Annotated in this window: 19 protein-coding genes and 1 pseudogene; 9 read left to right on the forward strand and 11 right to left on the reverse strand. The window is 70.8% G+C overall.

Annotated elements, in window-relative coordinates; all coding sequences use genetic code 11:
* Positions 1-54 precede the first annotated feature (54 nt).
* Positions 55-957: a YihY/virulence factor BrkB family protein gene (locus MKK82_RS25035; protein ID WP_238287045.1), complete on the forward strand. Its 903-nt coding sequence runs from the start codon at positions 55-57 to the stop codon at positions 955-957.
* The gene (locus MKK82_RS25040; protein ID WP_238287043.1) at positions 936-1808 is read left to right on the forward strand and encodes an alpha/beta fold hydrolase; all 873 of its coding nucleotides are present in this window, start codon (positions 936-938) and stop codon (positions 1806-1808) included. Before MKK82_RS25035 ends, MKK82_RS25040 begins: the two co-directional genes overlap by 22 nt.
* 100 nt (positions 1809-1908) lie before the next feature.
* Here the strand turns inward: MKK82_RS25040 and MKK82_RS25045 are convergent, their stop codons facing one another.
* Positions 1909-3684 (reverse strand): glucan ABC transporter ATP-binding protein/ permease, encoded by a 1776-nt coding sequence (locus tag MKK82_RS25045; protein WP_238287041.1) that lies wholly within the window; start codon positions 3682-3684, stop codon positions 1909-1911.
* A 308-nt stretch (positions 3685-3992) separates the two neighbouring features.
* Between MKK82_RS25045 and MKK82_RS25050 the strand changes: the two are divergent.
* Positions 3993-4333 (forward strand): annotated as a pseudogene (locus MKK82_RS25050) (MotA/TolQ/ExbB proton channel family protein); the annotation flags it as partial.
* Here MKK82_RS25050 and MKK82_RS25055 read toward each other — a convergent pair.
* A complete protein-coding gene (locus MKK82_RS25055; protein WP_238287152.1) occupies positions 4320-4781 on the reverse strand; it encodes a CAP domain-containing protein in 462 nt (153 codons plus the stop codon). The pseudogene MKK82_RS25050 and the gene MKK82_RS25055 overlap by 14 nt on opposite strands.
* A gap of 201 nt (positions 4782-4982) precedes the next feature.
* Between MKK82_RS25055 and MKK82_RS25060 the strand changes: the two genes are divergently transcribed.
* Positions 4983-6065, forward strand: coding sequence for a sensor domain-containing diguanylate cyclase (locus tag MKK82_RS25060; RefSeq protein ID WP_243987215.1), 1083 nt, complete (start codon positions 4983-4985; stop codon positions 6063-6065).
* Here MKK82_RS25060 and MKK82_RS25065 read toward each other — a convergent pair.
* Entirely contained in the window at positions 6018-8762 is a 2745-nt protein-coding gene (locus MKK82_RS25065; protein ID WP_243987216.1) for a DUF3772 domain-containing protein, read from the reverse strand. The two genes, MKK82_RS25060 and MKK82_RS25065, sit on opposite strands and share 48 nt — an antisense overlap.
* 512 nt (positions 8763-9274) lie before the next feature.
* On the opposite strand from MKK82_RS25065, the gene MKK82_RS25070 reads away from it, so the two are divergent.
* The gene (locus tag MKK82_RS25070) at positions 9275-9823 is read left to right on the forward strand and encodes an HNH endonuclease (protein ID WP_160536565.1); all 549 of its coding nucleotides are present in this window, start codon (positions 9275-9277) and stop codon (positions 9821-9823) included.
* 10 nt (positions 9824-9833) lie between these two features.
* Here MKK82_RS25070 and MKK82_RS25075 read toward each other — a convergent pair whose 3' ends face one another.
* From MKK82_RS25075 to MKK82_RS25085, 3 genes are all read right to left on the reverse strand, one after another.
* Positions 9834-10061, reverse strand: a complete 228-nt coding sequence (locus MKK82_RS25075) for a hypothetical protein (RefSeq protein ID WP_238287037.1) — start codon at positions 10059-10061, stop codon at positions 9834-9836.
* Between the two features lie 122 nt (positions 10062-10183).
* Complete coding sequence (locus tag MKK82_RS25080; protein ID WP_238287036.1) at positions 10184-11083, reverse strand: outer membrane protein; 900 nt, start codon at positions 11081-11083, stop codon at positions 10184-10186.
* Between the two features lie 262 nt (positions 11084-11345).
* Positions 11346-12332, reverse strand: a complete 987-nt coding sequence (locus MKK82_RS25085; RefSeq protein WP_238287035.1) for an outer membrane protein — start codon at positions 12330-12332, stop codon at positions 11346-11348.
* Between the two features lie 299 nt (positions 12333-12631).
* On the opposite strand from MKK82_RS25085, the gene MKK82_RS25090 reads away from it, so the two are divergent.
* Complete coding sequence (locus MKK82_RS25090; RefSeq protein ID WP_243987217.1) at positions 12632-12973, forward strand: MmcQ/YjbR family DNA-binding protein; 342 nt, start codon at positions 12632-12634, stop codon at positions 12971-12973.
* Positions 12974-13212: 239 nt separating this feature from the next.
* Here MKK82_RS25090 and glmM read toward each other — a convergent pair whose 3' ends face one another.
* From glmM to ybgF, 5 genes are all read right to left on the reverse strand, one after another.
* Positions 13213-14556, reverse strand: coding sequence for a phosphoglucosamine mutase (glmM, locus tag MKK82_RS25095; RefSeq protein ID WP_238287033.1), 1344 nt, complete (start codon positions 14554-14556; stop codon positions 13213-13215).
* A 44-nt stretch (positions 14557-14600) separates the two neighbouring features.
* Positions 14601-15440 (reverse strand): sulfite exporter TauE/SafE family protein, encoded by an 840-nt coding sequence (locus MKK82_RS25100; RefSeq protein ID WP_238287032.1) that lies wholly within the window; start codon positions 15438-15440, stop codon positions 14601-14603.
* 260 nt (positions 15441-15700) lie between these two features.
* Positions 15701-17623, reverse strand: coding sequence for an ATP-dependent zinc metalloprotease FtsH (ftsH, locus tag MKK82_RS25105; protein ID WP_238287031.1), 1923 nt, complete (start codon positions 17621-17623; stop codon positions 15701-15703).
* Positions 17620-18777: a tRNA lysidine(34) synthetase TilS gene (tilS, locus tag MKK82_RS25110; RefSeq protein WP_243987218.1), complete on the reverse strand. Its 1158-nt coding sequence runs from the start codon at positions 18775-18777 to the stop codon at positions 17620-17622. Before tilS ends, ftsH begins: the two co-directional genes overlap by 4 nt.
* Positions 18774-19787 (reverse strand): tol-pal system protein YbgF, encoded by a 1014-nt coding sequence (gene ybgF, locus MKK82_RS25115; protein ID WP_238287029.1) that lies wholly within the window; start codon positions 19785-19787, stop codon positions 18774-18776. Before ybgF ends, tilS begins: the two co-directional genes overlap by 4 nt.
* 839 nt (positions 19788-20626) lie before the next feature.
* Here ybgF and MKK82_RS25120 point away from each other — a divergent pair.
* The 3 genes from MKK82_RS25120 (at position 20627) to MKK82_RS25130 (ending at position 26066) form a co-directional block, all read left to right on the forward strand.
* The gene (locus MKK82_RS25120; protein WP_238287027.1) at positions 20627-22771 is read left to right on the forward strand and encodes a sodium-translocating pyrophosphatase; all 2145 of its coding nucleotides are present in this window, start codon (positions 20627-20629) and stop codon (positions 22769-22771) included.
* 193 nt (positions 22772-22964) lie between these two features.
* Positions 22965-24056 (forward strand): alkene reductase, encoded by a 1092-nt coding sequence (locus MKK82_RS25125; protein WP_238287025.1) that lies wholly within the window; start codon positions 22965-22967, stop codon positions 24054-24056.
* Positions 24057-24152: 96 nt separating this feature from the next.
* Positions 24153-26066 (forward strand): PAS domain S-box protein, encoded by a 1914-nt coding sequence (locus tag MKK82_RS25130; protein ID WP_243987220.1) that lies wholly within the window; start codon positions 24153-24155, stop codon positions 26064-26066.
* Positions 26067-26334: the final 268 nt, after the last annotated feature.

The raw sequence follows: 26334 nt of genomic DNA on the forward strand, positions 1-26334 counted from the left end.
CATCGGCGGGCCGCTCCGCCCGGGGATCGTGTGCTTGAGGATCGTTGAACGCCCGTGAATCCCATCCGCAGTGGATCCCAGGTCGCGGGCCTCGCCGCGCAGCGCTTCGTCTCCCACGACGGCTGGGCGATCGCGAGCCACATCGCGCTCTCGACCCTGACATCGCTGTTCCCGTTCCTGATCCTCCTCGCGGCGCTCGCCGGCCTGTTCGGCACGCAGTCGCTCGCCGACGAGGCCGGGGTGCTGATCTTCGACGCGTGGCCGCGGGAGATCGCCAAGCCGATCGTCGGCGAGGTGCACCGGGTTCTCACCGAGCAGCGCAGCGGCGTGCTGACCCTGGGCGCGCTGTTCGCCCTGTACTTCTCGTCCTCGGGAGTCGAGAGCCTGCGGGTCGGGCTGAACCGGGCCTACGGCCTGCGGGAGAGCCGGCCGTGGTGGCTGACCCGGCTCGAATCGATCGGCTACGTGATCTGCGGCGCCTTCGCGATGCTGGCCTTCGCACTGCTCGTGGTGCTGGGACCGCTGATCTGGCGCAACGTCGTCCTGGTGGCGCCGGGGCTGGAGCCCCTCGGCCTCGCGGTGGCGATCGGCCGGATCGGCGTCACCGCCCTGCTGCTCGCCGTGATCCTGGTGATCGCCCACAAGTTCGTCGCGACCGGGCGCCGCTCGATCCTGTCGGTGCTGCCGGGGATCGCGGTGACGCTGGTCCTGTGGTTCTTCGCGGGCCTCGGCTTCGGCTACTACCTCGACCGGTTCTCGAACGCCTACGCGTCGACCTACGGGGGTCTGGCGACCGCGATGGTGTTCCTGGTGTTCCTCTACTGGCTCGCCGCCATGTTCCTGTTCGGCGGCGAGATCAACGGGACGGTGATCGCCGCCCGCCGCAGCCGCCTGCAGGCGAAGATGCTGGCCCGCCGGGCCGAGATGGAGGGACGATGGACGACATCGAGCACCTGAGGGTGCGGGCGAACGGCGCGGACCTGCACGTGGCGCGCTGCGGCGCGGGGCCGCCGCTGCTGCTGCTCCACGGATGGCCGGAATTCTGGCTGACCTGGGAGCCGGTCATGACGCGGCTGGCGGCCCGCCACACGGTGATCGCCCCGGATCTGCGCGGCTTCGGCGACAGCGACAAGCCGGACGACGCCTTCGGGGCGGCGGATCACGCCGCCGACATGGCGGCCCTGCTGGAGGCCCTCGGGATCGACCGCGCGGGCATCGTCGGCCACGATGTCGGCGGTGCGGTGATCCAGGCCCTCGCGCGGTCCCATCCGGAGCGCTGCGCCGGCCTGTTCCTGTTCGACTTCGTCTATCCGGGGATCGGCGCCCGCCTCGGGGCGCCGGACCGGCTCACCGAGATCTGGTACCAATCCTTCAACCAGATGGATCTGGCGATGACGCTGGCCGGCGCCGGCCGGGCGAGCTGCGCCGCCTATATCGGCCACTTCCTGCGGCACTGGTCGCACCGGAAGGACGCGTTCGATCCCGTGCTGGACGCCTTCGTGGACACCTTCCTGAAACCCGGAAACCTCGCGGGCGGCTTCGCCTATTACCGGGCGGCCCATGCCGGCCGGGTGGCCATGCTCAAGGGCGAAGCTCCACCCCTGCCGCCGATCGGCGTGCCGACCTGCGTGCGCTGGGCCGAGCACGATCCGATCTTCCCCTCCGCCTGGACGGACCGCCTGGGCGAGACCTTCTCGGATCTCGATCTGGCGCTGTTCCCGGGGGTGGGGCATTTCCCCCACCGGGAGGATCCCCACCGGGCCGCGGAGGAGATCGCGGGGTTCTTCGCGCGGATCGGGTGGGTGTGAGCCGTCGCGTCCCGGGGGGGGCGCGGCGGGCTCCCTTTCCCGTCCGGAGAGGGGACCCCGCACCGTCGTGAAGCGCAGCGCGCTCCGCGGCGACGCGTCCTCACGCCGCCAGCGCCAGCCCGTCGTCCTCGTCGGCCTGGGCGGCCATGAACTGGGCCCGGGCGAGGTCCGCGAAGCGGCCGTCCTGCGCGACCAGCTCGTCGAAGGTGCCGGCCTCGACGATCCGGCCCTCGTGGAACACCAGGATGCGGTCGGCGTCGCGGATCGTCGCCAGGCGGTGGGCGATCACGAAGGTGGTGCGCCCCTCCATCACGGTTTCCAGCGCGCCCTGGAGCTTGCGCTCGGTGGCCGCGTCCAGCGCCGAGGTCGCCTCGTCGAGGATCAGGATCGGCGGGTTCTTCAGGAGCGCCCGGGCGATCGAGAGCCGCTGGCGCTCACCGCCGGACAGCGAGCGGCCGCGCTCGCCGATCACCGTGTCGAGTCCGTCGGCCTGGCGCGCCATGAAGGCGCTGGCCTGGGCCCGCTCCAGGGCGTCGAGCATCTCGGCATCCGTGGCGTCGGGGCAGCCGACCTGCAGGTTCTCGCGGATCGAGCGGGCGAACAGCATCGGCTCCTGGAACACCACGCCGATGTTGTGGCGCAGGGAGGCGAGGCCGACGTCGCGGATATCCATCCCGTCGATGCGGATCGCGCCGGCGGCCGGGTCGAAGCTGCGGTGCAGGAGGCCGAGCGTCGTCGACTTGCCCGAGCCGGTGGTGCCGACCAGGGCGATCGTCTCGCCGGGACGGGCCGAGAACGAGACGCCGTCCAGCGCCTGGCGCCGTCCGTCGTACGAGAAGGCGACGTCCTCGAAGGTGACCTTGCCCTCGAACCGCGCCACCTGCCGGGCGTGCGGCCGGTCGGCCACCGCCGGAACGGTGTCGTAGATCTCGAAGAACTCGGCGATCTTCGGCGCCTGCTGGAACAGGCCGTTCACGAAGCCGACCACGTGGTCGAGCCGCGCCACGAAGGCGGTGGCGAGGCTCATGAAGGCCACGACCTCGCCCACCGTGGTGCTGCCGGCCTGGTAGAGCCAGATGCCGGTGACGAAGATCGCCGTCATCGTGATGGTCGCCGAGGCGCGGGTCGCCACGTTGGCCAGCGCCCACCAGGACAGGACCGGGATCTGCGCGGCGAGCAGGTTGGTGATGATGCCGCGCATCGCCTCCTTCTCGGCCTTGGCGCGGGTGAACGACTGGATCACCGCGACGTTGCCGAGCGCGTCGGACGCGTGGGCGGCCAGGCCGGAATTGAATTCCTCGACCTGCCCCTGGAGCGCCTCGGTCCGGCGCATCACGAAGGTGGTGAGCGCCGTGAAGGCCAGCACCAGCACCACCAGGATCGAGCCGAGCTGCCAGTTGATGAGCAGGGTCATCGGCAGGAGCACGCCCAGCGACACCAGGGCGACGAGGTGGTCGCGGAAGAAGCCGAGCCACAGCCACGCCATGCCGTTGGTGCCCTCCAGCATCGCCTTCAGGACGCGGCCGGAATGGTTGGCCGAGTGGAAGGCGAGCGGCAGGTCGAGGACGTGCTCGAAGTAGCTCGCCATCGACGACAGGCGGTTGCGGTGGGCGAGCCGGTCGGCGTGGAGCGCGATGAACACGCCCGCCGCGATGGTGAAGAAGCCGAACGCCACCCAGGCGGCGAGCAGGGGCAGCATGGTGCCCATGGCGTCACCGCCGCGCTTGAGATGGGTCAGCTGGTCGATGATCCGGCCCATCAGCAGGGGCTCGGCGAAGGCCGCGACCGCCAGAACGACGTTGGTTGCGGCCAAGCCTATGGCCAGCCGCCGCTCCGCCTTCAGGAAACCCAGGACCCGCCCGTACAGACGAACCATCGTACCGCTCCGCCACCCCTGGCGCGGCCCGTGTGACCCGGGTCTCGCGCCTTGTTCGAAGGGCACGCGACCGGCTTCGGCGCCGGGTCAAACCCTTCATGGGGAAGGGCTATGCCAGTTCCCGCCTGAACGCGCGATGACGGAGCGATACAGGTTCGAAACAATCGCCTTTACGGTTCGTTCAGCGAAACGCCCTAGGGTGGCGCGCCGGCCGCGCGTCACGGTCGCGCGCGCGGTCCCGCCGTGTCCGGGAAAACCCGCCGGGTCATCGTCCTATGGGTCCCGCGGCCGGTGTCGGGCTGGTCGGCGGCGACCGCGCCCCGGCCTGGGGCAGGATCGGCACGATCCTCGGCACGGTGACGATGTCCGCCGACAGGTCCGATCCCGCGAAGCCCGGCCCCGCCATGGCGACCGCGCGCCTGGCCCCGCTCTACGGGGCGCTCATCGCCAACCTCGTGCGCCTGCCGATCGCCGACAAGCTGCAGGTGAAGCTGGAGGCGGCGGACGTCGCCCGCCCGCGCATCATCGACGGCATCCTGACGATCCGCGACCCGAGGAGTCCGACTCGATCGGCGAAATGCGCGTCGCCTACCTGCCCCGCGACCGGCGCGAAGGGGCTGCCGTAGGAGGCGGCGCTACCTGGCGGTGAGGAGCGCCCAGTAAACCTTGTACTTGGAGCCCGGCGCGTAGGCGGTGGCGATGCCCATCTTGGTCGCCCGCGGCGCCAGCATGGTGGCGTCGTGCGGCGCGCTCTCGCGCCAGCCTGAGAACGCCTCGGCCAGGGTGTGGTAGCCCGCCGACAGGTTGGCGTTCACGTCCGCGTAGCCGAGCCGCTCCACCGCGCCCTTGACGGTCTGGGCCCGGCTCGGCCGGTCGGCCAGCGCCATGGCGGCGGCCTCGGTCTCGGCCAGCCGCTGCAGCTCGGGATCGACCGTCAGCGGCGGCGCGCCGCGGTTGCGGCGATAGGACGAGATCATGTCGCGGGCCGCCTCCACGTCGATGTGGGCGGTGTTGCTGGCCAGCGGCAGGTAGATGCTCGGCAACGCGGCGCTGCTGGGCGCCTGGGCGGCGCAGCCGCCGAGCCCCGCCGCCGCCATCAGCGCGGCCGGGACGAGCGTCCGGACCCTGATCCGGCCGGGCCCGCGCCCCGCATGTCGACCGTCCCGATCGCGTCTCGTCACGACTTACCCATCCCTGCGACGGCCCTGCCGCCCCGTCGGCATATAGGCGCTGCCGGGCGGCCGCGCATCGGTCCGTTAGGGCTTCCTCAAAGGCCTTCCGTCTAAATCTGTACGCTGATGACGACCGAGTGCGCCCTGACCCCGGTGGAAACGCCCCGCGACCGACCGGTCGGCGGCCTTGCCGACCTGTCGGCCGCCGTCGAGGCGGCTCCCGAAGCCGTCGCGGATCACGCCCTGCAGCGGGTGGTCCTCCACCAGCAGGCCGGCCTCCTGGTGCAGCAGGAGCGCGCCCTGGCGGCCGCCGGCATGGGCCTGTGGTCCTGCTGCCTGCGCGCGGGCGCCCTCGACTGGTCCGGGGGCGTACACGACCTGTTCGGCATCCCGCGGGGCACGACGCTGCACCGACCCCGGGTCCTGGAACTCTACGAGCCGGCCTCGCGGCGCCTGCTGGAGACGATCCGGCACCGGGCGATCGCCCGGAGCGGCGCCTTCGTGCTCGACGCCGAAATCCATGCCGGAGGCCGGCCGCGCTGGATCCGGATCCGCGCCGCGGTCGAAACCGCGGACGGGCGCCCCACCCGCCTCTTCGGAACCAAGCAGGACATCACCGAGGAGATCGCCCGGCTGGCCGAGCTGAGCCGGCGCGCCGAGCGGGACCCGCTCACCGGTCTGGCGAACCGCCGCGGCTTCGAGGCACAGTTCGAGGCGCGATTCGACGCGAGGGCGCCCGGCTCCGGCCCGGATCTCTTCGGCGCCCTGCTGCTGATCGACCTCGACGGGTTCAAGCCGGTCAACGACCGCCACGGCCACGCGGCCGGCGACCTGTGCCTCCGGCGCTCGGCCGCGCGGCTGGCCGCCGTCTGCCGGGACGCGGCGCTCGTCGCCCGCATCGGCGGCGACGAGTTCGCCGTGCTCCTGCGGGCGCCGGTCGACCCGCCCGCGCTGGTGGAGCGCGGCCGCCGCATCGTCGCCGCCCTGAGCCGGCCGATCCCGTATCGCGGCGACGGGCTGCGGATCGGCGCCTCCGTGGGGATCGCCGTGGGGACCACCCCGGGCGGCCGCGCCCGGCTGTTCGGCCGGGCGGACGCGGCGCTCTACGCCGCCAAGGATGCGGGCGGGAACACCGTCCGGATCGTTCTCGGCGGCGGCCGGTCAGGCGCCGGCGCTGCGGAGGCCGCGGTCGCGCTGGGGCCGGGCTGATTCGCCGCCCTCGGGAGCCGGGGCCGGCTGGATGAAGCGGCTGGCGATCTCGCCCATGGCACTCTGCATCGTGTCGAGGCCCTGCACGGTGACGATGCTGGAGCCGGGCCCGAGGGGCGGGATGAACCCCGCCCCCGAGAGGGTCGCGAACACGGAGAAGTTCAGGTCGGTCACCACCTTCTGGCCGAGGCTCACGTCGACGATCCAGACGAGCAGCTCGAATTCCAGGAACGGGTCGCCGATCTTCTTGAACACGACCCGGGGCGGGGGCTCCTTCAGGATGTCGGAATGATTCTGCGCGCAGGCCGTGATCATCTCGGCGGCGCGCACCGGGTCTTGGTTGCGCAGGACGCTGACCGTGATGCTGACGCGCCCGGTTCGGTCGCCCCGCACCCGGTTCTTCACCACCCCGGAGATCAGGTTCGAGTTCGGCACGATCACGGCCGAGCGGTCGAAGGTCTGGATCTCGGTGGAGCGGACCGAGATCCGCTTCACGATGCCCTCGGAATCGCCGATCACCACCTGGTCGCCGACCCGGATCGGCCGCTCCCACAGGAGCAGCAGGCCGGAGACGAAGTTGTTGACGATCGATTGCAGACCGAAACCGATACCCACCGACAGGGCGCCGGCCACGATGGTGAGCTTCTCCAGGCTCAGGCCGAGATACGAGAAGGCCAGCGCCAGCGCGATCAGGAAGCCGCAATAGCCCGCCACCGTGGTGATGGAGTTGCGCAGGCCCGCGTCGAGGTCGGTGGCCGGCAGGTAGGTGTTCTCCAGCCAGCGCTGCACCCCGCGGGTGATGAACACCCCGAGCACCAGGATGCCGATACCCAGCGCGATGCTCGAGAGCGAGATCGTGACGTCGCCGACCTTGAAGCCGAAGAAGGCCTGCCGGACCGACGAGACGATGTCGGTGGAGTCGAGGCCCCAGGGCGCCAGCACGAGGACCGCGGCCGCGAGGAACAGGACGAGCCGGGTCGCGCCGGTCGCGAGCACCGAGATCTGGTTGAGCGAGCGCTTGCGCAGGCCGGTATTGGCCTGGAGCGTCGTGGCGAGCCGGGTCTCGTCGCTGAGCGCGCGGCCGACGAAGATGTCGACGCTCTGGACCAGCAGGTAGAGCAGCACGAGGACGCTGGCGTCCCAGATCAGCTGGTCGATCAGGAAGGCCGCGAAGGCCACGTAACCCACCAGCGCGCCGAGCCCGATCAGCGCCACCGCGGCCCAGCCGAGCAGCCGCGCCGGCCCGCCGACGCCCGTGGTGGTCTTGGTCGGCACGTAGGGGCCGAAGCAGGCCTCCTCTTCCTGCTCGGTGTCGGCGAACCGGTGGAGGCCAACCGCCAGGATCAGGGCGGTCGCCACCGCGCCGAGGCCCCGCGTGGCGATGGAGATCGGCAGGGCCGCCGAGATCCCGGAATTCAGGGCCTCCACGGACTTCACCACGGTGATCACCGTGGCGATGCCGACCGCGAGCCGGGTCAGGCGCGTGGCCGCCGCGTCGCTCACGGGCGCGGGACGCCAAGCGGGCTTCTCGGTGCTGAGCAGCCCGTCGCACAGGGCCTCCACGAAGGCGATGAAGGCGAGTCCGCCGAGGATCGCGGCGGCCACGGGCAGGAGCCGGGACGGCAGGAGGTTGGTGGCGTCCAGCGCGTAGTAGACCGCGTAGGACCCGGCCACCGCCGGGACGGTGCCGAGCAGGATCACCCGCCAGGCGGCGAGCATCATGGCCCGCCGCGACGGATCGGTCTTGGCGGCGTCCCGGCGGGCGCCCCGGGGGGCGATGTTGCGGCGGCCGAAATACAGCGCGATCGAGATCCCGAAGGCGAGGCCCAGGATCAGCAGGTTGCCGATGCTGCCGTTGCGGGAGAACAGCAGGCCGATATCCGACACGGCGCTCTGCAGGGCGCGCGTATCCCGGGGCACGTCGCCCATAACCTTGGTCCAGAGGCCCGGGCCGACCAGGGGCTGGGAACGCTGGAACAGGTCGCGGGTGAAGGATTCGCGGCGCCGGTTCGAGACCCGGTCGACGATCTGGTCGCCCTGGACCACCAGGGAGCGGGCGAGGCGCTGGGTCTCGTCGATGCGGGTGACGGCGGCCTCGCGCTCCACGCGTTGCTCGGCGACGTCGGCGCTCTCCTGCGTGTCCTTCGGCTTCGGACCGAGCTGGGTGAGCCGCTCGCGCGCGGCCTCCAGGGGCGCGTCGAGCCGGGTGACCAGGCTGCGGATCTCGTCGGTCTCCGTGACGGCGCTGTCGCGGATGGCCGTGAGGTCGGCCACCGTCAGGTCCGTATGCCCCAGCTGCTTCTCGCGGGCGTCGAGCTCGGCCTTGGCGGCCTCGAGCTTGGCCCGGACCGCCTTGAACTGCTCGGGGACCTCGGCTTGCGCCGGGGCGGGCTTGGCGTTCGCGGGCTTGGCCTCTGCGGGCTTGGCCTCGGCAGACTTGGCCTCGGCAGACTTGGCCTCGACAGACTTGGCGTCGACAGACTTGGCGTCAGCCGGCTTCGTGTCCGCGGGCCTCCCGGTGGGCGCCTGGACGTCAGACTGGTCGTGAGACTGGGCCGGAGACTGGGTTTGCGCCTGAGGCTGTGCCTGGGCAAGGGCCGGCACGGGCGCGGCCGCCGGGGCTCCGAGCACGAGGGCCGCGAGAACCGGCAGGATCAGCGACGGGCGCGGGCAGATCCGCGCTGGCGGACGGGTCATGGGCAACCTCTCGTCGGGTGCGCCGGACGCGCGGTCGCAGGCCGGCATCGGCGAATCGGCGGCGATAGGGGACCGGGGCGGGCCTCCTGGCGGCCGGGTGCTCTGGGCGAGCTTTGGGGCGAAACAGTGCTCCTGCCGACGCTTCCGCGGATTCGGGATCGGCGGCCGGCCTGTGGGTGCGTCCCTGGAGCCCGGCGGGAATAGCTTCACAAGGGTGTCACGCTAGGATTAGATGAACACCTGATGGACAGGGCCTTTTCGTCATTACGCGAAAGGGCACGGCCGGTCACAGTGCCGGCCCGGCCCGGCCGCGTTCCGGATACGACTGCCCCGACCGGCGCCCCCGCGCGCCGGCCCGCCGCCCTGTTGCTCCCGTCGTCTCTCCCGCCAAGCCAGCGCTCCGCGCACCTCTCCGTCCTGCCCCGGCCCTCGGCCGGTCCGGGCGGGCCGGTGACGCGCGGGCGTGGTCCCGCGCGTTATCCGCGTCAGAGTCAGTCCGAAGAGTCGCGCCGATGATGGATCTCCAAACCCTCGTCCTCAACGCGGATTACCGGCCGCTCTCGTACAATCCGCTCTCCCTCTGGTCTTGGAAGGACGCGTTCACGGCCCTGTTCCTCGACCGCGTGACCCTGGTGGCGAGCTACGACGTCGAGGCGCGCTCCCCGTCCCGCTCGCTCCGGGTGCCGAGCGTGGTGGCGCTGAAGAACTACGTGGCGCTGGCCCGCAGCCCAGCCTTCACCCGCTACAACATCTACCTGCGCGACGGCTTCAGCTGCCAGTATTGCGGCCTGCGCCTGCCCTCGGGCGGCCTGACCTTCGACCACGTGGTGCCGCGCTCCCGGGGCGGGCTGTCGAGCTGGGAGAACGTCGTGGCGGCCTGCTCGCCCTGCAACCTGCGCAAGGCCAACCGCACCCCCGACGAGGCCGACATGCCGCTGATGAACGCGCCCCGGCGGCCGACGCGCTACGAGCTGCACCACCGGCAGCCCGAGTTCGACCACCGCCAGTACCACCACACCTGGCTCGACTACCTGTACTGGGACAGCGAGCTGGAGAGCTGAGGACGCGCCCTCACCACGCCGGGCCCCGCCGTGGCGGCTCGTTGTACATCGGGACGTTGTGGTTGCGCGGCAGGTAGTCCCGGATGAGCACCGGCGGCGGGACGGCCGGAACGGGGCGCACGTGGATCCGGTGCCGGACGATGCGCGGCCGGTGCCGGGCCGCGGATGGCTCCGGCGCCAGGACGAGCCCGGCGAGCAGGAGAGGTGCGGCAAGCCGGAGGAAGCGGTGGATTTGCATGGTCAGGCTCCGCCGACGCGCGGCACGGACGCAGCCGCCGTCCGGGGCGTCGCCGGCCCGGCCCGAGGCGGTGCGCTTCAACGAAGGGACGCGACCCGCGATCGTCGACCGCGGGCCCGGTCTCAGAACTTGACGGCGGCGCCGGCGCGGACGGTGTTCAGGTTGACCTTGTGGCCGTCGAAATCGTTGAACAGGACGTACTGGTACTCGGCGCGGAGCAGGATGTTGGGCGTGATCGCGTATTCGATGCCGGCCCCTCCCGCCACGCCGGCGACGACCTTGGTCTTCGACTGCGTCTGGAGCGCGGTGAAGGCCGTTCCGCTGTAGGGCGCGCCCGGGTTGAAGCTCGCGTAGCCGAAATTGTTGACGTAGGTCGGCGTGCCGGACAGGTTCGCGTTGTAGGCGGTCAGGTTGAACCCGTAATTCTGGTAGCTCGTCGCATCGGCGATGCGTGCCCGTCCGATCGCCACGCCGCCGGTCACGTAAGGCAGGAAATTGCCCAGGGCGTAGCCGACCCGCGCACGCACGCTGCCGTAGTCGTTGACCCGCGTGGCCGTGGATCCGTACAGGTTCACGACTTCGTACATGCCCGCGGCCGAGATCTGGCTGCGCGCGAGTCCGTCGTTCGACACGCCCATCCGGCCGAAATGGGTGTAGTCGGCCTCGATGCCGAAAACGAAATCGTCGAACTGGACATTGTAGCCCGCGAAGGCGCCGAAGCTCATGTCGCCGACGCGCCGCGATGGCGGGCTGAGCAGGGTCGAGGCGCTGAAGTCGGACTCGCCCGTCGTGTTGTGCGAATCCCGGTAGATCAGCGGCTGCAGCGCGCCCTTGCTGCCCAGGGCCGCTGAGGTGTAGCCGCCATGGCCGCCGACATACACGCCGCTCCAGTCGATCACCGGCGCCGGGATCGGGTCGTAATCGGCGCCGCGCAGGTAATCGTAGTCCAGATCGGCGGACCGGGCCGTGTTCACGCCGAAGAGGCCGAGAACTGCCAGGAACGGAAGGGTGACGGTACGCATCGGGATCGTCCTGGCAGTACGGAGCGGACGGCGGATCAAGCCTCAGTACCGGGATAGACCAGTAACCTTAATCGTCCGTTGCTAGGGCGTGGTTTCTTCTTTCCAGCGAGATCATTCGGGCTTCCGTTCGCGTAGACCGGAAGGAAGACGGGTGTTGTCCGACGGGCCGAGCCGCCCCCGAGACCGGGTGGCAAAACGCGAAACGGCGCGGAGAGACTCCGCGCCGTCAGGCCCTGGCGGTGAAGCCGGGCGGGGTGTTCGATCAGTACTTGCGCACCAGCGGGCCGGGGATCGGCTCCGGCATCAGCGGCGGCAGCGGGGCCGCGATCACGCCGCCGAGGTAGTAGCGCAGGCCGATCTTGACGTCGTGGGCCTCGATGTCCTTCACCTTCATCGCCTGCAGGGTGCCGGTGCAGCACGGCACGTAGCCCGTGCCGGTCTCGGCCTTGCCGAGGTTCAGGTAGCGGTAGGCCAGCTCGATCTTGAACGCGTCGGTCACGTTGTAGGCGAGACCGGCATGGAGTGCCCAGGCGAAGCTGCCGCTCGTCTTGTCCTTGTAGAACTTGGTGCCGCTGTTGGTGTTGTAGACCGCGTTGCCGTTGGCGTCGTAGACGGGCGCGTAGTTGTAGGAGGGCGGTCCGCACTCGCAGCCGTAGACCGGATGGCCGTAATCGTAGGCGTAGGACGGGCTGGTGAACTGCTGGTTCGTCGAGTACGACGAGACATGGTTGAAGGCGTAGCCAACGCCGCCGCCGATGAACGGCGTGATGCCGTACCACGTGCCGAGATCGAAGTAGGCGTTGGCCAGCACCACCGCGGAGTCGAAGTGGCCGCTCGACTTGTTGACCCCGTACGAGCCGAGACCGTCGTCGAAGTCGGGGCCGCGATAGTACTCGCTGCCGCGAAGCCCGGTGGAGTAGCGGTACTCGCCGGTGATGTCGCCGCGCAGGAACGGGGTGAACTGGTAGCCGACGCCGACGCCCGCGAACCCGCCGCCGCCGATCACGTTCCCGAAGGAGCGGTTGGCGTCGGAATAGCCGGTGTAATCGTAGGCCTCGCTGTACTTCGGACGGGTGTAGACGCTCGCGCCCACGTCGCCGCGCAGGTACCAGCCGCCGCCCACCTCGATCGGCGGGGGCGGGGGCGGGGGCGGCGGCAGCAGATCCGCAGCGACGGCGAGGCAGGGCGCGCCGACGCTCGCCGCGAGCGTCAGGCTACGCACCAAAGCGTTCAGCTTGGAGCGGGCCATGAGATTTCCTTCTGAACTCGTGAGCCGGACACGCAGCGTGGGCTCGGGGGTACATGGTGAAGGATGTATGGAAGGTCTTAAATCTGGCTTAACGTTAAATCTTATGCTTGCGCGTTTTCCGCATGCCCATCGAAACTGCGGATCAGCAAGTATTTGTTTATTTTCGTGGGAACGTGCTGCCACCTTCCCGTGCGTCAACTCTCGCGACGAGGATGCGGGCGTGAGTACTCTGTTCTCCCCCGGGCCGGCTGCCGGGCCTCGCCCGCGCCTCCGGTCCGGGCGCCGGGCCTGAGCGTCCCGTGCTCCCCGAGGACGTGCGCATCCTGGCGCTGATGCTGCCCGGGACGGTGGCGGGGGCCCACAGCGGCAACCCGGATTTCCGCGTCGGCGGCCGTGTGCTGGCGACCCTGTGGGTCGAAGAGGCGCGGGTGGTGCTGCGCCTCGCGCCCGACGATCAGGCGGCCCTGTGCGCGGCCGAGCCGGACCTGTTCACGCCCCTCGACGGGGCCTGGGGCCGGCGCGGCTGGACCAATCTGGACCTCGACCTGTGCGCGGAGGAGACGCTGCGGGATGCGCTGCTGGCGGCTTGGGGGATGACGGCGCCGCCGGAGCTGCGCGCGGCCTACGTCGACATGGCCTGAGCCTGCCCGCCGCGAACCCGCCAGAGGGCTACGGGCAGCGGTTGCGGCGCGGCCGGTCGGGATCCGGGGCCTGCGCAGACCTGCCGGCGCCATCTTTTGCCCGACCGCATCCCGCACCAGCGGGACGCGGCGCCGGACGCGCCCTGGGACGTGGCCCGGGGATACGCGCGGCATCCGTCCGGATCAGGTTCCGCCGACGCTCGCCGGTCCCGCACCGCCGGCCCTGTGGCGGCTCCTCCTCAGGCCGCGGCCCGGGTCACGGCGTCGACCACCTCGTCGACCACCGCGGTGACGAGGCCGCGGTCGTCGCCCTCGGCCATCACGCGGATCACCGGCTCGGTGCCGGACGGGCGGATCACCAGGCGGCCGCCATCGCCCAGACGCTGGCGGGCGTGCTCGATCGCGCTGACGACGCTGTCCTGACGGAGCGGCTCGCCGGCTCTGTAGCGCACGTTCTTGAGGATCTGCGGCAGCGGGTCGAAGCAGTGGCAGACCTCGCTCACCGGTCGGCTCTGGCGCTGCACCACGCTCAGGAGCTGGAGCGCCGCCACGAGGCCGTCGCCCGTGGTGGTGTAGTCCGACATGATGATGTGGCCGGACTGCTCGCCGCCCAGGTTGTAGCCGTGCTCGCGCATATGTTCGAGGACGTAGCGGTCGCCCACCGCGGTGCGGGCGAGCGTCAGGCCCAGGCTGCCGAGGTAGCGCTCCAGGCCGAGGTTCGACATGATGGTAGCCACCACGCCCGGCTGGGTGAGGCGCTCGTCCTCCTTCCAGGACCGGGCGACGACGGCCATGAGCTGGTCGCCGTCGACCACGTGGCCCTTCTCGTCGACGATCAGCACCCGGTCGGCGTCGCCGTCCAGCGCGATGCCGATATCGGCCCGGCGCTCGCGGACCATGTCGACCAGGGCGGCCGGGGCGGTGGAGCCGACGTCGCGGTTGATGTTGAACCCGTCCGGCTCGGTGCCGATGGCGATCACGTCGGCGCCGAGTTCCCACAGGGTCTCGGGGGCGACCTTGTAGGCGGCGCCGTTGGCGCAGTCGACCACGACCCGCAGGCCCTCCAGGGTGACCTGCCGGGGCAGGGTGCGCTTGGCGAACTCGATGTAGCGGGCATGCACGCTCTCGATGCGCTTGGCCCGGCCGAGATCGTTCGAACCGGAGAGGCGCTTGTGCATGTCGGCGTCGATCAGCGCCTCGATCTGGTGCTCGATCGTGTCGTTGAGCTTGAAGCCGTCGGGCCCGAACAGCTTGATGCCGTTGTCCTCGAACGGGTTGTGCGAGGCCGAGATCATCACGCCGAGATCGGCCCGCATCGAGCGGGTCAGCATCGCCACGGCGGGCGTCGGCACGGGCCCCAGCAGCAGCACGTCCATGCCCACCGAGGTGAAGCCCGCCACCAGCGCGGTCTCGATCATGTAGCCGGACAGGCGCGTGTCCTTGCCGATCACCACCCGGTGGCGATGGTCGCCGCGCTGGAACACGAGGCCGGCGGCCTGACCGACCTTGAGGGCGAGTTCGGGCGTGATCACCCCGTTGGCCCGGCCCCGGATGCCGTCGGTTCCGAAATACTTGCGCGCCATGACGTCTCCGATGCCGGGCCGCGGACCCGACACAGCCTAGCAGATTACCGAACCCGACGGAGGCTCATCGGCCGCCAGGGTGAATCGGGGTGCTCCGCGACAAAGGCGGTCGAAATGGGGCGCCCGGCAGAGGCGCGCGCCAGAAGCCGCGGCACCGAGGCCGAGATCAGCGCGAGGCCCGAGACGGTCAGGAGGCCGAGCACCAGGCGGCGGAACGCCGCCTCGCTGATGCCCAGATAGATCCGCGTGCCCAGCAGCGTCGGGATCAGCATCGCCGGCAGCACCACGGCCAGCATCGGCAGCGTGGCGCGGGTGACGAGGCCCGAGGCGAGATAGGTCGCCATCGTCACGCCGAGCATCGCGAGGTTGAAGTTCTGGATCACCGACCGCTGCACGTCGCGCTCGTAGCGGCGCAGGGTGCACCAGAGCGTCGGCAGCACCCCGGTGAAGCCGCCGAGCCCGCCCATCAGGCCACCGCCGAGGCCCACGGCCGCGTCCGCCAGCCGACCGCCGGCCGTGATCCGCGGCAGGTTTTTCGCCACCAGCATGACCGGACACCAGACCACCAGCAGGGCGCCGAGGAGCGCCTTGAACCAATCGGCGTCGAGCCGGGGCAGCAGGAGGATCCCGAGGGGAATGCCCGCGAGACCGCCGAGCACGAAGGGCGCGAGGCGCTTGGGCTCGAAGCCGCGCCGGACCGAGAGGACGGCGATGATCTGGCCCGTGAAGGCCCCGGAGACGGCCAGCACCGCGGCGAGCTGCGGATCGATCACCCAGGCCCAGAACGACAGGGCCGTGAGCCCGAAGGCGAAGCCCGACAGCCCCTGCACGAAGCCGGCCGCCACTGCGCCGAGGGCGACGACGAGATAGGTCGAGACCGGCATCGGGGTTTTAGGCTGCGCTGCGTGGAGGAGGAGTCTGTGTTTCCGATTCGCCGGATGACGCGGAGTCGACCGGCTCAGCGGACAGCATCGATTGCCGACAGGAGACCCGGTTTGTCACCGGAGACGCGACGTCCATTCCCGGGGAGGGGGAGGAAAGGCCGCGTCCAGCCCAGCAAACATCGTCGAAGCCCACCCGAGGGATCGACCACGAAAAAGGGCGCCTCGCGGCGCCCCTTCCGATCATCGTCCTGTCCCGTGCGTCAGGCCTGCGGCTGCGGCTCCAGCCCGCCGTCGCTCTCCTTCGGCCGGCCGCGGCCCGCCGAGGGAACCGAGGAGCCCCGGGCCGGGGTTGGCGGCACGTCGCCACCGTCGCGGATCGGGGGCTGGCCGCGGAGCAGGTTGCGGATCTCCTCGCCCGAGAGGGTCTCGTATTCGAGGAGCCCCTGCGCGAGGGCCTCCAGGTCGTCCTTGTGCTCGGCGAGGATGCGGCGCGCCTCCTCCAGGCCGGTCTCCACGAGGCGGCGGACCTCGGCGTCGATCTTCTGAGCGGTCGACTCCGAGACCGATTGCTGCCGGCCCATCGACATGCCGAGGAAGACCTCGTCGTTGTTGTCGCCGTACGCGACGGTGCCGAGTTCGGGCGAGAAGCCCCAGCGGGTCACCATCATCTTGGCCAGCCGGGTCGCCTGCTCGATGTCCGACTGGGCACCCGAGGTCACTTTGTCCCGGCCGAAGGTCATCTCCTCGGCGATGCGGCCGCCCATCATGATCGCCAGCCGCGAGGTCATCTGCTCGAAGCTCATGGAAAGCTTGTCGCGCTCGGGCAGCTGCATGACCATGCCGAGCGCCCGGCCGCGCGGGATGATGGTCGCCTTGTGCACCGGGTCTGTGGCCGGGACGTTGAAGGCCACGATGGCGTGGCCGCCCTCGTGATAGGCGGTGAGCCGCTTCTCGTCCTCGGTCATCACCAGGGTGCGCCGCTCGGCGCCCATCATGACCTTGTCCTTGGCGTCCTCGAACTCGTGCATCGTCACGATGCGCTTGCCGCGGCGGGCCGCCAGCAGGGCCGACTCGTTGACGAGGTTCATCAGGTCGGCGCCCGAGAAGCCGGGGGTGCCGCGGGCGATCACCTTGAGGTCGACATCGGGAGCCAGCGGAACCTTGCGGACATGGACCCGCAGGATGCGCTCGCGGCCGGTGACGTCCGGGTTCGGCACCATGATCTGACGGTCGAACCGGCCCGGGCGCAGCAGCGCCGGGTCGAGCACGTCGGGGCGGTTGGTCGCCGCGATGATGATGACGCCCTCGTTGGCCTCGAACCCGTCCATCTCCACGAGGAGCTGGTTCAGGGTCTGCTCACGCTCGTCGTTGCCACCACCGAGGCCGGCGCCGCGATGGCGGCCGACCGCGTCGATCTCGTCGATGAAGATGATGCAGGGCGCGTTCTTCTTGGCCTGCTCGAACATGTCGCGCACGCGGCTGGCGCCGACGCCCACGAACATCTCGACGAAGTCGGAGCCCGAGATGGTGAAGAACGGCACGTTGGCCTCGCCCGCGACCGCCCGGGCGATCAGGGTCTTACCGGTGCCGGGCGGGCCGACGAGCAGCACGCCGCGCGGGATCCGGCCGCCGAGCCGCTGGAACTTCTGGGGGTCGCGGAGGAACTCGACGATCTCCTGGAGATCTTCCTTGGCCTCCTCGACGCCGGCAACGTCGTCGAAGCTGACGCGGCCGTGGGCCTCGTTCAGGAGCTTCGCCTTCGACTTGCCGAAGCCCATGGCGCGACCGGCGCCCGACTGCATCTGGCGGCTGAGGAAGATCCAGGCGCCGATGAAGACGAGGATCGGCAACCAGCTCACGAGCAGCTGGATGAACCAGGGGGTGTTGTCCGACGGCGGACGGGCGGTGATCTGCACGCCCTTGCCCTGGAGCTTGGAGACCAAGCTCGGATCATTGGGCGCGTAGCTCGTGAAGTTGCCGCCGCCGACATAGGTGCCGGACACGTCCTGACCGGAGATCACCACCGACTGGATCTTGCCGGCATCGGCGTCGTTCAGAACCTGGCTGTAGGCGATCTCGCTTCCGCCGCCCCGGTGCCCGGGGTTCTGGAACAGGGTGACGAGGGCCAGCACCAGCAGGAAGATGACGACCCACAAGGCAAAGTTGCGAAAATTCGGGTTCATCGATCAATCCCTGGCGTGTGCGACCTCCTGATGGACGCGTCGAACGGTTCGGCCGGTCCGTCTGTGCACACATCGCCAATGTAAGCGGGGGGCCCTTCCTTGCCAAGTAATCGGGGATCCCCTGCGGCGAGGGCTACACCTGCCGGATGCCGCCGCGGGGGCGCGGGGGCGAAACTCACGGTGGCTGAGGCGTCGGACGCGATCAGGAGGCCGGCCAGCGTGCGCCGGATCGCCGCCCGCCGCCGCAGCGCCGGAAGCAGTGATTCGAGCACCAGCGCCTCAAGACGTTCGAGCCGGCGCGGCGCGGCGCCGGCCCGCGACAGGGCGAGGGCGACGCAGCGCAGGGCCACGGCCTCGGGCAGCGTCGTGAGGCCGGCGCCATCGAGGCGCACCACCGCGCCTCTTCCCACCGCCGGGAGCAGGACCGCGGCCAGGGCCTCCTCGGCGGCGCGCGTGAGGGCGGCCTCGTCGCGGGCCGCGCGCTCGGCGAGCCGGGCGAGCCGCGCGGCGGTCAGGCCCTCTCGCTCCAGGATCGGCCACGCCGCGCGCAGGCGCCCGCGGGCGAAGCGCGGGTCGGCGTTGCTGGGGTCGCGCAACGTGGCGATGCCGCGGGCCGCACACCATTCCACCAGGTTCGCCTTCGGCAGTTGCAGGAACGGTCGCCCCAGCCTGATCCCGGGGGCGAGAACCCGCTCGGCGCGCATGCCGGCGAGCCCCGCGGTGCCGCTCCCGGCCGAGAGACGCATCAGAACGGTCTCGGCCTGATCGTCCCGTGTGTGTCCGGTGAGCACGAGGCCGGCGCCGATCGCTTCGGCGTGCGCGGCCAGCAGCGCGTAGCGGGCCGTGCGGGCGGCGTCCTGCAGGCCGCCGCCGGGCTTCTCTCCGGCCCAGGAGAGAACCGCGTGCGGCAGGCCGAGGCGCGCGGCCGTGCGCCCGACTCCTTCGGCCTCGGCGCGGGAGCCGGAGCGCAGGCCGTGATCCACGGTGGCGACACGCAGGGACGCGCCGGGACATGCCGCGAGCGCCGCCGCGTGCATCAGGGCGCTCGAATCGGGGCCGCCCGAGACGGCCAGGAGAACGCGCTGCCCGTCGCGGGCGGATCGGTCGAGCCAGGGGCCGAGGGCGCCGAGGACCGGGTCGCCCGATCCGCTCAAGCGGCGCAGCGGGCGCGCTTCTGCTCGCGCACGACGCCCTGGCGGACGCCGGTCCCGGCATTCGGGAACTTCCGGTCCAGCTCGGCCAGCGTCGCGCAGGCCTGCTCGCGGGCGCCGAGGGCGTTGAGCGTGACGCCGAGCTTCAGCATGGCGTCGGGGGCCTGGGCCGAGCGGGCGTAATCGGTGGAGACCTTCAAGAACTGCTCGGCCGCCTCGCGGTTGCGGCCACGGGCGAGGTAGCTCTCGCCCAGCCAGTAGGTCGCGCCGGCGACCCGGTTGTCGCGGGGATGCGACTGGATGAACTGGCGCAAGCCCATCTCGGCCTGCTCGTACTGCTTGGCGCGGAACAGCTCCACCGCCGCGTCGTAATCCAGTGCCGGATCGCCGCTCCGTGTGGCGGCGACGCTCTCGGCGGGGCGCGCCGCCGGGATCGCACCGGTCCGCACCGGCGGGCGCAGGTCCACCGGCTCGTCGTAGCCGGGGGCGCCGGCATCCGCGTCCTCATCGTCCATCGCGCCGTTGGCAGTGCCGTTGATCGCGCCTTGGGGCAGGCGCTGCGGCCGGGGCGCGGCTTCGGCGGCCTCCCGGGGCGGCAGGGATGCGGAGGGCTGGGTGCTGCCGAGCTGCATCGGCGCACCGGGGGCGCCGGGCGCCTGCGACGGGTCGAAGGCGTCGCCGCGCTTGCCCGGACGCCCGGAGCCCGGATTGACGCCGTTGACGTTGCCCGACGGGGCTGAGGACGGCGCGGCCGACGGCGCGGACTTGCCCCCGCCCTTGCCCTCGTTCAGCCGGAACTCGACGTCCTCCTGGAACTTGCGCAGCTGCTCCTTGAGCTGGCGGTTCTCGTACTGGAGGGTCTCGATCTGCCCGGCCATGATCCGGGACTGGTTCTCGATGCGACCGAGACGCACCACCAGTTCGGAGGCGTCCTGCGCGGCGGCGGGGTGGCCGAGGAGCGCGGCGCCGAGAGCGGTGGCGAGCGCGAGGCGGGTGCGAAGGCGGGCGGGCATGATGCGGCTGCGATCCGGTGTCGGCGCGACGGCCTATCAGATGCGCCGCACCGCGGCAAAACTGCGGCGAGGTCGAAGCTTGGCAACGCGGTCGTAATTAGAGGTTACCGTCTTCCGGCGCTTCGAAGATCGTCACGGCTCGGCACCGCGCGACGATCGCGCTGCGGCCCGCCTGCGCGGATCCAATCCGATCTCAAGAATTTGTAACGTGGAGGAGCGGTCGAAACCGGCGCGCCCTGCGACAGCGAGCGAACGGCCGCCGGCTGCATGAGGCTGAGCGATTGCCGCCTCAACGTCCGTGCCGTCAAAGAGACGGAGTGTGTTCCGACATGGGCGGAGCGACGGTGTGAGCGGCCGTCGTCATCCGTTCCCAGGAAGTCTTCTCGCGGCAGGCTTCACACCTTTCGGCGCCCACGGTCCGGGTTGGACCTCACCACCTTTGGATCGAGCGGGGTCGGCTCCAGAGTCTCGCGCCGCCCTCACGGGCAGCACGCCGGTGAAGCCGCATGACGGCCGCCCCGATGCGAGCGGCCTTGGAAAGCCGGCCCGCCGGAGCCGGTCGCGGGGACATCATCACGATCCAGCGCCCCATCCTGCCAATCCGCAAGATAATGCATTTATTTTGCCGGTTCTTCTATTGCGCAATGCAGCATTCGTGTGCTGCGTCGCAAACACATCGAAACTCGGCGTTTGCGCTCCCCGGCGAAGTTTGGCAATCAAGGTATTGTTCTGGGAAGGAAAGCCCCGGATCCGGGCACCACGTCCCATGGCTGTCCTCCGACGGTCAAGCTCGGAAAGTACAAGCCCACGCCAGGCACGATAATAACAAGGACGGTCGAATGATTCCCTTGATTCTGATCATCGTGGGCGGGCTCTGCGCCGTCGCCTACGGCATCGTCACGATCCTCGACTTGATGCGGCGCGACGCCGGAACCCAGCGGATGCAGGAGATCGCCGCCGCCATCGCGGAGGGCGCGCAGGCCTATCTCCGGCGGCAATACGCGACCATCGGCGTCGTCGGCGTGGTTCTGTTCGTGCTGCTCGCCGTGTTCCTCGGGATCAAGGTCGCCATCGGCTTCCTGATCGGCGCGGTGCTGTCGGGCGCGGCGGGCTTCATCGGCATGAACGTCTCGGTCCGGGCCAACGTGCGCACCGCGCAGGCCGCCTCGACCTCGCTGGGCGGGGGCCTCGACATGGCCTTCAAGTCCGGCGCGGTGACCGGCATGCTGGTCGCCGGCCTCGCGCTGCTCGGTGTCGCCCTCTACTACCTGTACCTCACCCGCGGCGCCCATCTCGACCCGTCGAGCCGCGAGGTGATCGACGCCCTGGTGGCGCTGGGCTTCGGCGCGTCGCTGATCTCGATCTTCGCGCGGCTGGGCGGCGGCATCTTCACCAAGGGGGCGGATGTCGGCGGCGACCTCGTCGGCAAGGTCGAGGCCGGCATTCCCGAGGACGATCCGCGCAATCCCGCCACCATCGCCGACAACGTCGGCGACAACGTCGGCGACTGCGCCGGCATGGCGGCCGACCTGTTCGAGACCTACGCGGTCACGATCGTGGCCACCATGGTGCTGGCGGCGATCTTCTTCTCCGGCCCGACCGGCAGCGGCCGCGACGTGCTGGAACCGATGATGCTCTACCCGCTGGCCATCGGCGCGGCCTGCATCGTCACGTCGATCGCCGGCACCTTCGCGGTGCGGCTCGGGGCGAACCAGTCGATCATGGGCGCGCTCTACAAGGGCCTGATCGTGGCGGGCGTGCTCTCGGTCGCCGCCATCGCGGCCGTCAACATGGCGCTGCTGGGCGGCTTCGCGACGTCCTTCACCACCTCGACGGGCGTCACCTTCACCTCGGCGGGCCTGTTCGGCTGCGCGGTGATCGGTCTCGCCATCACGGCGCTGATCGTGGTGATCACCGAGTACTACACCGGCACCAACTTCCGCCCGGTGAAGTCGATCGCCGACGCCTCCGTCACCGGCCACGGCACCAACGTCATCCAGGGGCTGGCGATCTCCCTCGAATCGACCGCCCTGCCGGCCATCGTGATCGTGGCCGGCATCATCAGCACCTACGCGCTGGCCGGCCTGTTCGGCATCGCCATCGCGGTGACCGCCATGCTGGCCCTGGCCGGCTTCATCGTGGCGCTCGACGCCTTCGGGCCGGTCACCGACAATGCCGGCGGCATCGCCGAGATGGCGGGCCTGCCCGCCGAGGTGCGCAAGTCGACCGACGCCCTCGACGCGGTCGGCAACACCACCAAGGCGGTGACCAAGGGTTACGCGATCGGCTCGGCGGGCCTCGGCGCGCTGGTGCTGTTCGCCGCCTACACGTCGGACCTGAACTACTTCATCGCCAACGCGAGCCCGACGCAGTACCGCTTCTTCCAGGGCGTCAGCGTCGATTTCTCCCTGTCGAACCCGTACGTGGTCGTGGGCCTGCTGCTCGGCGGCCTGATCCCGTTCCTGTTCGCCGGCATCGCCATGACGGCGGTGGGGCGCGCGGCGGGCGCGGTGGTGGAGGAGGTTCGCCGCCAGTTCCGGGAGAAGCCCGGGATCATGCAGGGCACGGACCGGCCGGATTACGGCCGGGCGGTCGACATGCTGACCCGCGCGGCGATCAAGGAGATGATCGTGCCGTCGCTGCTGCCGGTGCTGTCGCCGATCGTGCTGTTCTTCGTGATCCAGCTCATCGCCGGCAAGAGCCAGGCCTTCGCCACGGTGGGCGCGAGCCTGCTGGGCGTGATCCTCACCGGCCTCTACGTGGCGATCTCGATGACCTCGGGCGGCGGCGCCTGGGACAACGCCAAGAAGTACATCGAGGACGGGCACCACGGCGGCAAGGGCTCGGACGCCCACAAGGCGGCGGTGACCGGCGACACGGTCGGCGACCCCTACAAGGACACCGCCGGCCCGGCGGTGAACCCGGCGATCAAGATCACCAACATCATCGCCCTCCTGCTGCTGGCGGTCTTGGCACACAGCTGAAGGCCGCAGCAGGCGGGAAATGCAGGAAGGGCCAGGTTCGGACCGAGCTTGGCCCTTCGCCTTTCGGCATGTGCGCCCTCGCACGCCGCTGTCGCCCGGGGCGCGGCGCACCTTGGCATCGCCGCGCCGCAGCGCCACCTCGGCGCCGGAATAAAACCGGACGCGGCGCTGCCGCACCTGCACGAGGTCACCCATGCCATCCCTGCTCGACCCGATCCGCATCGGCGCCATCGAGGCGAAGAACCGGATCTTCATGGCTCCGCTCACTCGCGGCCGCGGCACCCGCGAGCACGTGCCGACCCCGATCATGGCCGAGTATTACGCCCAGCGCGCCGGCGCCGGCCTGATCCTCACCGAGGCCACCGGCATCAGCCAGGAGGGGCTCGGCTGGCCCTTCGCGCCGGGCATCTGGTCGGACGCCCAGGTCGACGCGTGGCGGCCGATCGTGAAGGCGGTCCACGACAAGGGCGGCAAGATCGTCTGCCAGATCTGGCACATGGGCCGGATGGTCCATCCGGACTTCCTCGGCGGCGCCAAGCCGGTCTCGGCTTCAGCCACCACGGCCCCCGACCACGCCCACACCTATGCCGGCAAGAAGCCCTACGGTGAGGCCCGCCCCCTGGAGGTCGCCGAGATTCCGCGGCTGCTCGCCGATTACGAGCGCGCCACCGCCAACGCCCTGGCGGCCGGCTTCGACGGGGTGCAGATCCACGCGGCGAACGGCTACCTGATCGACGAGTTCCTGCGCGACGGCACCAACCACCGCACCGACCAGTACGGCGGCGCCATCGAGAATCGCGTACGGCTGCTGCGCGAGGTGTCCGAGGTGGTGGCGAAGGTCGCCGGCCCCGAGCGCACCGGCGTGCGCCTGTCGCCGAACGGCGCGATCCAGGGCTGCAACGACTCGAACCCCGAGCCGCTGTTCGTGGCCGCCGCCCAGGCGCTCGCCGATCTCGGTATCGCGTTCCTGGAGATGCGCGAGCCGGGTCCGGAGGGCACCTTCGGCAAGGCCGACCATCCGCCGATCGCCCCGGCGATGCGGCGCGTGTTCCGCAACCCGATCATCCTGAACGCCGATTACGACGGGATCAGCGGCCAGAAGGTGCTGGATGCCGGCGAGGCCGACGCCATCGCGTTCGGGCGGACCTTCATCGCCAATCCGGACCTCGTCGAGCGGATCGCCAAGGGCGCGCCGCTCAACAAGGACGACGCCGCCACCTGGTACAGCCAGGGACCGGAGGGCTACCTCGACTACCCGACCCTCGGCCAAGCCCGCGCCGCCTAGGCGCGGGATCTCGGTCGGCCGCCCCGCGTGGGGAAGCGCGGCGGTCGACCGGGACCTAGGCAGGAGGACGCAAGGAACCTATGTGACAGCCGGATCATGACAGTGCCGGCACCTCACGCGCTCGCGGCCTCCGAACCGACCGCAGGGCCCTGGAGCACTGCGGACCGGATCGCCGAACTGCATGATCTCGCGATCCTCGATACGGAGCCGGAGCCGCTCTACGACGATCTCGTCCGGGTCGCCGCCCATGTCTGCCGCGCGCCCGTGGCCCTCGTCAGCCTGGTGGATGCCCAGCGGCAATGGTTCAAGTCGGAGGTGGGTCTCGGCAAGCGGGAACTGCCGATCGACTGCTCCGTCTGCGCGCATACGATCGAGGCGGGCGATCTGCTGATTATCCCCGACCTGACCGCCGATCCGCGGACCATCGAGAACCCGCTGGTCACCGGGACGCCGGCCTTCCGGTTCTACGCCGGCGCGGTGATCCGCGGCGCGCAGGGCATCCCCCTGGGTGCCCTCTGCGTGCTCGACCGGTCCCCGCGGCCGGACGGCCTCGACTCCGAGCAGAGAGCCACGCTCACGGCGCTGGCGCGCCAGATCTCGAACCTGCTGGACCAGCGCCGGACCCTTGCCCAGGTCGCGGCCCGCGAGGCGGAGCTCGCCGCCAGCGAGCGCCGCTTCCGCGTCATGACCGCGGCGATGCCCCAGATGGTCTGGACCACGCAGCCGGACGGGTTCCACGATTACTACAATGACCGCTGGTACGAGTTCACCGGCGTGCCCTACGGCTCCACCGACGGCGCGGGCTGGAACGACGTGTTCCATCCCGACGATCAGGAGCGGGCCTGGACACGCTGGCGCCATTCGCTGGCCACGGGCGAGCCGTACGAGATCGAGTACCGCCTGCGCCACCACGGCGGTGCCTATCGCTGGACGCTCGGCCGCGCCATGCCGATCCGCGACGCCGGCGGGCGGATCGAGCGCTGGTTCGGGACCTGTACCGACATCGACGACCTGAAGCGGGCCGAGGCCGAGGCGCGCAAGCTCGCCGCCATCGTCGAGGCTTCCAAGGACTTCATCGGCCTGTTCACGCTGGACGGCGCGATCACCCACCTCAACGAGGCGGCCCTGGCGCTGGTCGGCCTGCCCGACCTCCCAGCCGGGCGCCGCTACCGGATGCCGGATCTCTTCACCGACGAGAGCCGCCGGGTGCTGGCCGACACCGCGATGCCGGCGGTGCGCCGGGACGGGTACTGGGAGGGCGAGCTGGCCCTGCGCCCGTTCGGCACGGCCGAGCCGGTGGCGGTCCTCTACAACATCTTCCCGGTCCGCGATGCCACCGGGGCCGAGATCGGCTACGCCACCGTCACCCGGGACCTGCGCGAGGCGAAGCGCGCCGAGGAGGCCCGCGACCTGCTGATCCGCGAGCTGTCCCACCGGATCAAGAACATCTTCGCGGTGGTCGGTGGCCTCGCCGCGCTCACCGCGCGCAGCGATCCGGCCGCCAAGCCGTTCGCGGCTGCCTTCCGCGACCGGCTCGGGGCGCTGGCCCAGGCGCACGAATACGTCCGCCCGCACTCGCCCGACAGTGCACCGGCGGTGGCGGGCCAGACCGTGCTCGGGCTCATGCGCCTGATCATGGCAGCCTATGAGGAAGGCGGCCGCTCCCGCGTCGCCATCGCCGGGGACGACGCCGAGATCGGCGAGCGCACCGCGACGGCGCTGGCGCTGATCATGCACGAGCAGGCCACCAACGCGATGAAGTACGGTGGCCTGTCCACCAAGGAGGGCGGCGTCTCCCTGAGCGGTCGCCGGGACGCGGACCGCTACACGCTGACATGGCGGGAGACCGGCGGACCGCCCGTCACCGGTGCGCCTTCGCGGAAGGGCTTCGGGACGGTCCTGGCCGAGCGCAGCGTCGCCGGCCAGCTCGACGGCGCGCTGGAGCGCGACTGGGCGCCCGGCGGCCTGCTGATGCGGCTCAGCGTCCCGATCGGGAACCTGCGGACCTGAGCGGACTGGCGGATGTGCGCGTCGCGATCCGATGCCCGCCGCAGGGGACGGCGCGCCGGAAACGGCCGCGGGTCTCCCGCCCCCGGCGGGGTCGGGGCTCCGGAGGGTGGGGAATTCCAATCTCCGGCGGGGGGCAAGGCTCGGCGTCCTTTCCCGGAACGGGTCGGTCCATCGGCCGGTCCAGGGTCCTGCAGCGCCCCGAACGACCCGGCCGGCGGGTGGAAGGCGCCCGCTGCAGAGGCATCACCGGTGATGCGAGGCACGGATC

It is taken from the genome of Methylobacterium sp. E-046, assembly GCF_022829625.1.
In the GTDB taxonomy this organism is placed as follows: Bacteria; Pseudomonadota; Alphaproteobacteria; order Rhizobiales; family Beijerinckiaceae; genus Methylobacterium; species Methylobacterium longum.

Coding starts and splice junctions, on each gene's coding strand:
- MKK82_RS25040 (WP_238287043.1), top strand. CDS start 936: ATGGACGACATCGAGCACCTGAGGGTGCGGGCGAACGGCGCGGACCTG.
- MKK82_RS25045 (WP_238287041.1), bottom strand. CDS start 3,684: ATGGTTCGTCTGTACGGGCGGGTCCTGGGTTTCCTGAAGGCGGAGCGG.
- MKK82_RS25055 (WP_238287152.1), bottom strand. CDS start 4,781: ATGGCGGCGGCGGGGCTCGGCGGCTGCGCCGCCCAGGCGCCCAGCAGC.
- MKK82_RS25060 (WP_243987215.1), top strand. CDS start 4,983: ATGACGACCGAGTGCGCCCTGACCCCGGTGGAAACGCCCCGCGACCGA.
- MKK82_RS25065 (WP_243987216.1), bottom strand. CDS start 8,762: ATGACCCGTCCGCCAGCGCGGATCTGCCCGCGCCCGTCGCTGATCCTG.
- MKK82_RS25070 (WP_160536565.1), top strand. CDS start 9,275: ATGATGGATCTCCAAACCCTCGTCCTCAACGCGGATTACCGGCCGCTC.
- MKK82_RS25075 (WP_238287037.1), bottom strand. CDS start 10,061: ATGCAAATCCACCGCTTCCTCCGGCTTGCCGCACCTCTCCTGCTCGCC.
- MKK82_RS25080 (WP_238287036.1), bottom strand. CDS start 11,083: ATGCGTACCGTCACCCTTCCGTTCCTGGCAGTTCTCGGCCTCTTCGGC.
- MKK82_RS25085 (WP_238287035.1), bottom strand. CDS start 12,332: ATGGCCCGCTCCAAGCTGAACGCTTTGGTGCGTAGCCTGACGCTCGCG.
- glmM (WP_238287033.1), bottom strand. CDS start 14,556: ATGGCGCGCAAGTATTTCGGAACCGACGGCATCCGGGGCCGGGCCAAC.
- MKK82_RS25100 (WP_238287032.1), bottom strand. CDS start 15,440: ATGCCGGTCTCGACCTATCTCGTCGTCGCCCTCGGCGCAGTGGCGGCC.
- ftsH (WP_238287031.1), bottom strand. CDS start 17,623: ATGAACCCGAATTTTCGCAACTTTGCCTTGTGGGTCGTCATCTTCCTG.
- ybgF (WP_238287029.1), bottom strand. CDS start 19,787: ATGCCCGCCCGCCTTCGCACCCGCCTCGCGCTCGCCACCGCTCTCGGC.
- MKK82_RS25120 (WP_238287027.1), top strand. CDS start 20,627: ATGATTCCCTTGATTCTGATCATCGTGGGCGGGCTCTGCGCCGTCGCC.
- MKK82_RS25125 (WP_238287025.1), top strand. CDS start 22,965: ATGCCATCCCTGCTCGACCCGATCCGCATCGGCGCCATCGAGGCGAAG.
- MKK82_RS25130 (WP_243987220.1), top strand. CDS start 24,153: ATGACAGTGCCGGCACCTCACGCGCTCGCGGCCTCCGAACCGACCGCA.